Origin of the sequence: Pseudomonas sp. HMSC076A11 (assembly GCF_001810205.1) — a bacterium.
Lineage (GTDB): Bacteria > Pseudomonadota > Gammaproteobacteria > Pseudomonadales > Pseudomonadaceae > Pseudomonas > Pseudomonas aeruginosa.
The window spans coordinates 118325-127819 of the sequence record NZ_KV800312.1 but is presented as its reverse complement, the minus strand read 5'-3'; the positions used below and the strand labels follow the sequence as shown (position 1 = coordinate 127819).

Genomic DNA, 9495 nt, shown 5'->3' with positions numbered 1-9495 from the left:
ACAAGGATTTCAGCACCTTCAGAATGCCGGATGGGCGCAACTGCACCATCTACCCCGGCTGTACGGAAAACAAGGCGGTGACCCCATGATCCCTGGGCCGATGGAGGAGTGGGAAAAGCCGTTCTTCAGCGAACGTATCCATGCCTGCCCGCGACGTACCCACTCGACCAGTTTTCAACTGGTGGATGAGCGGGGGGATGGCAGGCCCTATGCCGGTCTGGCCTATGAAGTCAGCGATTCTGAGGAGGTTGTCTACCTTGGCATTCTGGACGAAACAGGGACTGGGAAGATCAATCGGCACTATTGCGGGCCGGTGCTGCTCAAGCTTGATAGGAGTTACCAAGGAGGAGATGAGCTTTATAAGGACTTGAGGAATAGACCACATTACCCGCTCCCCATCACTGAACTGCAAGTGCGTGCCGAGAAGACCCGCTTTGTCAACCCTGACGGCGACCGCACCCGGTCCAACCCCGCCCAAGGCCAGGCCGATTCTTTCTGCCAGGTCGAAGTGAGCGAACTGGTGGAGCACCGGGCCCATCTTCCGCCCCTGGCGCCCCGGTTCTTTCCGCCTCGGCACCAGGTGCATGCGCTGATGCGCCGTCCCTCGGCCGCCATGGCGGAGTTGGGATTTGCTCCCAGGCCTCCCCGGGTTCGCGGTATCGCGCTGTTGCCGAACCGGCACCATGTGCTGGAGGTGCGCCCCTTGCGGGCGCTGAGTCCGCTCCTGTCCACGGGCGAAGCGTTCTGCTACCTCAACCTGTACCAGTTGGCGCTGATGTCGACCCTGAGCTATAGCTCGTTTGGCCAGGAACCCGATACGCAACCGGTGGAAACCGACAGCGTGAGCTTTCCGGCGCAACCCAGCGTCGGCAACTGGTTCGGCGATGCCCTGGCCAGGTCCGATGAGCTGTGGCAAGTGGACGCAACTCAGGCCGGCGGGAAGGCTTATTACCCCCTGTATGAAGATGTGGCCTACTCCAGGCGCCTGGAGGTCGTACCGTTCGACCCCGAACTTTACCCCGAAGTGAACAGCCCCGAGCTTGGGGTGGATCAGGAACATCCGGCCAGGCTCCACTACTTGGATGACTCGGATACAAGGGGTGGTACCGATACGCAAGCCTATATCACCCACAATGATGAGCTGATCCTGCTGGTGGTACGCGGCACCGCGAGTATGGCTGACGTTCTGCGCGATGTGGATGCTGCGCAGACGCCGTTCGAGGAAACCAGCGGCAAGGTACACAACGGCTTTTACGAGTCGGCCAAGGTGGCCTTCAATTTTTTTACAACCTACCTGGATAAGTTCTACAGCGGGCAGAAGCTGTTGATCACTGGTCACAGCCTTGGTGGCGCAGTTGCGCTGCTGATCGCCGAGATGTTGCGGCAAAGACCGGAGAAATATCAAATCGTGCTCTACACCTACGGCAGCCCGCGCGTAGGCGACAAGACCTTCGTGGAAAACGCCAGGCCTCTGGTACATCACCGCATGGTCAACCAGAACGATCCGGTGCCCAGTGTCCCGGCGGCTTGGATGAAAACGTCCTGGCGCATGTCGGGGGCGGGCGTCCTGCTGATGCTCTTCAACCCAGCCATCGGAGGGGCGGTGGTGCTCCTGAGTCCCGTCAACATCGTCGGCGAGCCTTACACGCACCACGGCAAACTGCGTCATTTCATGCCCGTGTCGTTTGCCGATGGCCACAAGTCCGCGATCCTGTGGACGCCCGGCTGCGAAAGCATTACCGAGCGCGGCGGCGCGGCGGTTTGCGCCAAGGCACTGGCTGCAAGGAATGGCTTGCCGGAGCGAGGCGGGCTGCTGCGGCAGATGCTGGATAATGCCGATCACAAGATGGTCGCCAGCTACATCCCGCATTGCTGGGCTTCCTTGCGCCGTGCACAAGAGGCCTTGGAGGAAGGCCGCACCGTGGTGACCCCGACCGAGTATGAGCGGGTCGGGGAAGCGCTGCAGGACTTCAAGGCGCAGTTGCGGGAAAAGGAGGCGGCGGCCTACGGTTCTGCCAGGGAACAACAGATAATGGGGCCATTGCGCGCTGAAATCGGCAGGTTGCAACAGACCGCTGTGCGACTGAAAGCTTTGAGTGTCGAACGTGTCAGCGAGGCCAAGGTCTACGGCCGGGTTGCCGAGCGGCCCGAGGCGCTGGCGGTGAGCCTGGAGCGCTGGCTGGCGCACTCGTTCAATCGCTCGCATGAACAACTCGCGATGGCCCCGCCGGATGCCGACAGCAATGAGCGCGCGATCGCTACCCTGGTAGGCGGCCATGCCCCTGGAGCGGTGTTCGATCTGGATATCGATACGCTTGGATAGAGCGGAGTCAAACAAACCCTATCGAGGGCTCTATCCATATCCGCCTCCCCTCGGCTTTTTGCCTGGGACCTGTTCCAAGCCACATGGGCAGGCGCGCGTTGTAGCGACGTTCGCGCAATACCGACACGTGCTGGCGACGCCCGTCTTTCAGGGCATCGGTTTGAAGCGCGGTGAAGATGCGCAGCAGGCGTGGCTTGTGGGTCATCTCCAGGCCGAGGACCATCGGACAGGCTAGCCGCTCGGCCGCCATCTGCCGTTGGGAGAAATGGCTGGCTGGGCACGGCTTGCCGCGTGGGAGCGGCTCTGAGGCGATGGCGGGTGCGCCGAGGCGCCGGGGCTGTTTTAATGGCGCTCTCTCCATGGCCAAGGAAACGGACACATGCGTAGCCCGCTTGCCACGATCGCCTGCGCCTGCCTGCTGCTCGGCGGCTGCTCCAAGTCCGCCGAGGACAGCGCCAACCCGTTGCTGGGCAAGGATGCCGAGTGCCTCGAACTGTTCGCCCGCAGCAATGCGCTGTACTGCGACATCCGCGAGGACGAACGCGAATCCCAGGCGAACGGTACGCCGCGCCGGCACACCGACTACGAGGTAGCCGATGCCGCCTACCTGCTCAAGGCCACCGGGGAGCGCTGCGCGATCGATACGACCTATGTCACGGAGTGTTCGGCGAAGGCCGGGCAGTGGCTGCAGAAGGCCCGCGCCAAGGCGGCGAAGCCCTAGTCGCAGCGCCCGCGCTCAGCGCAGGCGCGTCGCCAGCTCCGCCAGTTCGCCGCGCAGCCAGAGGCTGCCGGCTTCGTCGTCGGCCTGGCGCGACCAGTAGAGATTCAGAGTCACCGCTGGCAGGGCCAGCGGCATCGGCAGCAGGCGGTTGCCCAGGCCGCGGTTGATCAGTTCGGCGTAGCCTCGGGTCAGGGTCAGCAGGTAGCCGCCCTGAGCCACCAGCAACGCCGCCGACAGGTAGTGCTGGCAGCGCTGGCGCACCTGGCGGGTCAGGCCGAGGTGGCCGAGGGCCAGGTCTTCGATGCAGATGCCGCGTCGCCGCGAGGTCACCGCGACATGGTCCGCCGCCAGGTACTCCTCCGCACTCAGGTCGCCGGCGAAGCCCGGCCCGGCCATCACGCACAGGCTGTCGTCGAGCAGGTGCTGGCGGCGCAGGGCGGCGTCGGTGGGCCGGGCGATCTCGATGGCGAGGTCGATGCGTCCGGCGCCCAGTTCCGCCTTCAGATCCGCCCAGTGCAGGCTGTTGCAGCGTATCTCGATGCGCGGCGCGGCCTGGCGCAGGTGGGCGAGGATCGCCGGGAGCACCAGCGGCTCCAGTTGCTCCGGCATGTTCAGTTGGAAGGTCCGCGCGTCGCGCCGAGGGTCGAACGTCTGGCAGCGATTCATGCTGCGGTGCAGGCCGGCGAGGGCGTCATGGATGCCCGGCGCCAGTCGCTCGGCCAGCGGCGTCGGCGCAACCCCGCGCCCCTGGCGGACGAACAGCGGGTCGCCGAGCTGGTCGCGCAGGCGCGCCAGGGCGTGGCTGACGGCCGACTGGCTGAGATGCAGGAGGCCCGCCGCGCGGGTCAGGTTGCGTTCTCGATAGACCACTTCGAAGACCCGGAACAGGTTCAGATCGAAACGGCTGAGGGGCGACCATTCATGTGGCTGATTCATGTTTGCGCGCGCCTGTCTGGGGAAGGCGCCAGCCTAGCAGGCATGCTCGCCGATAGAACCATGCATAGGCTTCATGGATGTCGATGAATAAGCCTCAGTTCTGCCGCTTCCTTCGGCTGCCTAAGATGCCTGCGACGATGACCAACGCGCCGCCGGGCTAGCTCCTTTCGCCGGCCGCCTGACCCGCTCCCCGGAGAACCTGCCGTGACCGCTCCCTTCAACGCCTTGCTGATCGCCAACCGCGGCGAGATCGCCATTCGCATCGCCCGCGCCTGCGCCGACCTGGGTATCCGCTCGGTGGCGGTGTTCGCGGAAGACGATGCCGCGTCCCTGCACGTGCGCAAGGCCGATGTCGCGCTGCCGCTGGCCGGCCGTGGCGTGGCGGCCTATCTCGACATGGATCGGCTGGTCGCGCTGGCCCTGGAGCAGGGCTGCGAGGCGATCCATCCGGGCTACGGTTTCCTCGCCGAGAACGGCGAATTCGCCCGTCGCTGCCAGCGCGCGGGCATCCACTTCGTCGGGCCGCAAGCGGAAGTGCTCGACCTGTTCGGCGACAAGGCTGCCGCGCGCGCCCTGGCCGAGCGCCTGGAGGTGCCGCTGGTGGCCGGGATCAACCGTGCGGTCAGCGTCGAAGAGGCCGAGGCGTTCCTGGAAGGGCTGGGCGATGGCGCCGCGGTGATGCTCAAGGCCCTTGCCGGCGGCGGCGGACGTGGCATGCGCGCGGTGGAGGAGGTTGCGCAACTGGCCGATGCCTACCGCCGCTGCCGTGCCGAGGCGCAGGCGGCGTTCGGCCGGGACGAGTTATACGTCGAGCAACGGGTAGCGCGGGCGCGGCACATCGAGGTGCAGGTGCTCGGCGACGGCAGCGGTGCGGTCAGCCACCTCTGGGAGCGCGATTGCAGCCTGCAACGGCGCCAGCAGAAGCTGCTGGAGATCGCCCCCAGCCCGGACCTGCCGGAGGCCACTCGTGAGGCGCTGATCGATTGCGCCCTGCGCATGGCCGGCGCGGTGCGCTATCGGGGGATCGGTACCTTCGAGTTCCTGGTCGACGACGAGCGCCCCGGGCGCTTCTATTTCATGGAAGCCAATCCGCGCATCCAGGTGGAGCACACCGTCACCGAGGAAGTCACCGGGGTCGACCTGCTGCACGCCCAGTTGCGTCTCGCCGCCGGCATGGAGCTTGCCGCCCTCGGCCTGGAGCGACCGCCGGCGATCGGCGGCTGCGCGGTGCAACTGCGGATCAACCTGGAGACCCTGGCGGCCGACGGCAGCGCCCGTCCGGCGGTGGGCACTATCGGCGCCTACGAACCGCCCAGCGGTCCCGGCCTGCGGGTGGACGGCTACGGCTATGCCGGCTATCGGGTCAGCCCTAGCTACGATTCGCTGCTGGCCAAGCTGGTCGTGCGTGGTGCGGATTATCCCGCCGCGTTGCGTCGGGCCTACCGGGCGCTCTGCGAATTCCGCCTGGAGGGCGTGGCGAGCAACCTGGATCTGCTGCGCAACCTTCTGCTGCATCCGGCGGTACAGGCCAACCGGGTCGACACCCGCTTCGTCGAAAGCCACCTGGAGACACTGCTGGCGCCTATCCCGGCGAGCCATCCGCGGCTCCGCGCCGAGTGCCCGCTCGCCGAGGACGCCGCGCCTGCGCGGGTCGAGGCGCCACTCGGCAGCCTGCCGCTGTCTGCGCCGAGCAGCGGGGTGCTGGTGGCCCTGGAAGTGGCCGAGGGCGAACGGGTGCGTGCCGGCCAGCGGGTCGCGATCCTGGAAGCGATGAAGATGGAATTCGAGGTCAAGGCACCCGGCGGCGGTATCGTCCGGCGACTCGCGGCGAGCCTCGGGGAGCCTCTGGAGGAGGGCGCGACGCTGCTGTTCCTCGAACCGACGGAGGATGACGACGAGCAGGCACCGACCGAACAGGCGCTGGACCTGGCGCATATCCGCGCCGATCTCGCCGAGGTACTCGAGCGCCAGGCAGCGCTGGGCGACGAGCGTCGTCCGCAGGCGCTGGCCAGGCGGCGCAAGACCGGACAGCGTACCGCGCGGGAGAACGTGCTCGACCTGCTGGACGAGGGCAGCTTCAGCGAATATGGCGGTTTCGCCCTGGCCGCCCAGCGTCGCCGGCGCTCCGCCGAGGAGTTGCTGGAGCTGAGCCCCGCCGATGGCCTGGTCGCCGGCACCGGTACGGTGGGGGCGGCCAGCTTCGGCGTGCAGGCCGCGCGTTGCCTGGTACTGGCCTACGACTACACGGTGTTCGCCGGCACCCAGGGGGTGATGAACCACAAGAAGACCGACCGCCTGCTCGGCCTGGCCGAACAGTGGCGCTTGCCGCTGGTGCTGTTCGCCGAGGGCGGCGGCGGGCGCCCGGGCGATACCGATTTCGTCGGCGTCGCCGGCCTCGATTGCCATACCTTCGTCGGCATGGCCCGGCTCTCCGGGCTGGTGCCGCTGGTGGGAGTGGTCTCCGGTCGCTGCTTCGCCGGCAATGCCGCGTTGCTGGGCTGCTGCGATGTGATCATCGCCACCCGCGACGCCACCATCGGCATGGCCGGCCCGGCGATGATCGAGGGCGGCGGCCTGGGCCGTTTCGCCGCCGAGGAGGTCGGTCCGACGGGCGTGCAGGGGCCCAACGGAGTGATCGACGTACTGGTGGAGGACGAGGCCGAAGCGGTCGCGGTGGCCAGGCGCTATCTCGGCTATTTCCAGGACCCGCTGCCCGACTGGAGTTGCGCCGACCAGCGCGAGTTGCGCCACCTGGTGCCGGAGAACCGCCTGCGTGCCTACGACATCCGCCAGGCGATCGAGGTCCTGGCCGACCGGGGCAGCGTGCTGGAACTGCGGCGCCAGTTCGCTCCCGGCCTGGTCACCGCGCTGCTGCGCATCGAGGGCCGGGCGTTCGGCCTGATCGCCAACAACCCTGGCCATCTCGGCGGCGCCATCGATGCCGCGGCTGGCGACAAGGCCGCGCGCTTCATGCAGTTGTGCGACGCCTTCGACATCCCGATCGTCTCGCTCTGCGACACCCCTGGCTTCATGGTCGGCCCGGAGGCGGAAAAACAGGCCACGGTGCGCCACGTCTCGCGGATGTTCGTCAGCGCCGCCAGCCTGACGGTGCCGTTCTTCACCGTGGTCCTGCGCAAGGGCTACGGACTGGGAGCCCAGGCCATGGCGGCGGGCAGCTTCCATTCGCCGCTGTTCACCGTCGCCTGGCCCAGCGGCGAGTTCGGCGCCATGGGCCTGGAAGGCGCGGTGCGGCTGGGCTTCGCCAAGGAGCTGGCGGCCGAGGAAGATCCCCAGCGGCGCGAGGCGCTGTTCCGCGGCATGGTGGACAAGGCCTACCGCAACGGCAAGGCGCTGAACATGGCCAGCTACCTGGAGATCGACGCGGTGATCGACCCGGCGGAGACCCGCGCCTGGCTCCTGCGCGGCCTGGCCGTCGCCGGAGAACCGGTGCCGAGGGCGGGGCGCAAGCGGCCGTTCGTGGATACCTGGTAGATGGTCGGCCCGCAGTGCCCTGGCGCCTCAGGACGACGGCGGCGTCGCCTGAACCTGCGCGGCGACCGCCGCCTTGTCGATCACCGACCAGACGCCGGCGATGCGCTCGTCTTCGAATTCGTAGAAGACGTTCTCGGCGAAGCGTACCCGCTGGCCGTTGACCGGGATGCCGAACAGCCGGCCGCTGGGTGTGCAGTCGAAGTGCAGGCGGCAGGCGACGCCCGGCGGATCGACGAGCAGGCGTTCGATCTCGAAGCGCAGGTCGGGGATTGCCAGGAAGTCGCCTTCGAGCATCCGCAGGTAGCCGTCGAGTCCGATCTGCACGTCGTTGTAGCGCACCCGGTCATGGACGAAGTCGCCCAGGCGCGCCCAGTCCTGGCGGTTCAGGCAGTCGATGTAGGCGCGGTAGCGCTCGGCGAGTCGGTCACGGGTCATGCGGGTCTCCTTCGAGCTGTCCGGGCGGCATGAGCCAGACCCTAGCAAACCCGCGAGACGCCGTCAGTCGCTAGGCTTCAGCCCAGGCGCATGGACAGCTCGACATCCTCGGCGAAGGGCGTCGTCAGGTAGCCGTTGGCCGGCGAGCGGACATGGGCCAGGTACTCGGGACTATGCTCGGCGTTGTCGGCGATCACCAGCGCGCCGGGGCGCAGGCGGCTTTCCAGCAGGGCGAGGACCTCCGGATAGAGCGCCTTGGCGCCGTCCAGCAGGACCAGGTCGATGCTGTCCGGCAGGTCCTTGGCGAGGGTTTGCAGGGCATCACCCTCGCGCAGTTCCACCAGGTCGAGCAGCCCCCCGGCGGCCAGGTTGCGCCGTGCCCGCTCGGCCTTGGAGGGTTCGAACTCGCTGCCGATCAGGCGGCCACCGCCGTTGTCCCGCAGCGCTGCGGCGAGGTGCAGGGTGGACAGGCCGAAGGACGTGCCGAACTCGACGATGCTGCGCGCCGAGCTGCTGCGCGCCAGCATGTAGAGCAGGCAGCCGGTTTCGCGGGAGACGGGCAGCGCCAGGTCCTTCAGGCGGCCGTAGAACTCGCGGTATTCGGTCTTGCTGCCCATGAGGCGCTTCAGTTCGGCCTCCGAGAGGTCGGCGAGGGCGGGACTGTCGCCCGGTGCGCTGGCTTCGGCTTCGGCGAACAGGCGTTGCAGGAGATCGGCGAGCGGGGCGTTGGTGAGGGTATTCATGGATGGCTCCGGGAATGTTTGAGCGCGTAAGTGCGTGGACCTAGAATGCGACGGATTCATCGCATTCCGCCATTCGCATTCCGGAGCCTTCCATGAGCGACAAGCGAAACCCGCGTATTTCCTCGCGCAAGCAGCCGCAGCAGGCCCGTTCCAGCGAGTTGGTGGCGAGCATCCTGGAGGCGGCTGTTCAGGTTCTGGCCAGCGAAGGCGCGCAACGTTTCACCACCGCGCGGGTGGCGGAGCGCGCCGGGGTGAGCATCGGTTCGCTGTACCAGTATTTCCCGAACAAGGCGGCGATCCTCTTCCGCCTGCAAAGCGACGAGTGGCGGCGCACCACGCGTCTGCTCGGCGAGATCCTCGAGGACACCACCCGGCCGCCGCTGGCGCGCTTGCGCCGGCTGGTGCTGGCATTCGTGCGCTCGGAGTGCGAAGAGGCGGCGATACGCGTGGCGCTGAGCGACGCGGCGCCGCTGTATCGCGACGCCGACGAGGCGCGGGAGGTGAAGGCGGAGGGCGCGCGGGTGTTCCAGGCATTTCTCCGGGAGGCCTTGCCGGAGGTCGCCGAGGCCGAGCGCAGCCTGGCCGGCGACTTGCTCACCACCACCCTCGGCGCGGTCGGCAAGCAGTTCTCCGAACAGCCGCGCAGCGAGGCGGAGATCGAGCGTTACGCCGAGGCCCTGGCCGATATGCTCTGCGCCTATCTCGCCGCCCTTGGCGAGCGCTGAGATGCCGTGTGGCCGGAGCAAAACCGTCGCTTGGCCCAGCGGCCCCAGGTACGCCGCTGGCGCGTTCGTAGGCTTGGCGGAGCAGGCGTTTATCGGCGGAAGCGACCGGCGTCTGCCGGT

General features: G+C 67.5%; 7 protein-coding genes. 4 read left to right on the top strand and 3 right to left on the bottom strand.

Annotated features, from left to right (window positions below; genetic code table 11):
• The first annotated feature begins 85 nt into the window (after positions 1-85).
• Positions 86-2323 (top strand): lipase family protein, encoded by a 2238-nt coding sequence (locus tag HMPREF2716_RS18335; protein WP_034002588.1) that lies wholly within the window; start codon positions 86-88, stop codon positions 2321-2323.
• 379 nt (positions 2324-2702) lie between these two features.
• Entirely contained in the window at positions 2703-3044 is a 342-nt protein-coding gene (locus tag HMPREF2716_RS18330) for a hypothetical protein (protein ID WP_003082903.1), read from the top strand.
• 15 nt (positions 3045-3059) lie between these two features.
• On the opposite strand, the gene HMPREF2716_RS18325 is transcribed toward HMPREF2716_RS18330, so the two are convergent.
• Positions 3060-3980, bottom strand: coding sequence for a LysR family transcriptional regulator (locus tag HMPREF2716_RS18325; protein ID WP_003082907.1), 921 nt, complete (start codon positions 3978-3980; stop codon positions 3060-3062).
• Between the two features lie 204 nt (positions 3981-4184).
• Between HMPREF2716_RS18325 and HMPREF2716_RS18320 the strand changes: the two genes are divergently transcribed.
• Entirely contained in the window at positions 4185-7472 is a 3288-nt protein-coding gene (locus HMPREF2716_RS18320; RefSeq protein WP_023518520.1) for an acetyl-CoA carboxylase family protein, read from the top strand.
• Between the two features lie 27 nt (positions 7473-7499).
• Here the strand turns inward: HMPREF2716_RS18320 and HMPREF2716_RS18315 are convergent, their stop codons facing one another.
• The gene (locus HMPREF2716_RS18315; protein WP_003118664.1) at positions 7500-7907 is read right to left on the bottom strand and encodes an ester cyclase; all 408 of its coding nucleotides are present in this window, start codon (positions 7905-7907) and stop codon (positions 7500-7502) included.
• A 77-nt stretch (positions 7908-7984) separates the two neighbouring features.
• Positions 7985-8650 (bottom strand): O-methyltransferase, encoded by a 666-nt coding sequence (locus tag HMPREF2716_RS18310; protein ID WP_023084458.1) that lies wholly within the window; start codon positions 8648-8650, stop codon positions 7985-7987.
• A 92-nt stretch (positions 8651-8742) separates the two neighbouring features.
• On the opposite strand from HMPREF2716_RS18310, the gene HMPREF2716_RS18305 reads away from it, so the two are divergent.
• Positions 8743-9375 (top strand): TetR/AcrR family transcriptional regulator, encoded by a 633-nt coding sequence (locus tag HMPREF2716_RS18305; protein WP_010793978.1) that lies wholly within the window; start codon positions 8743-8745, stop codon positions 9373-9375.
• The last annotated feature ends 120 nt before the right edge of the window (positions 9376-9495 follow it).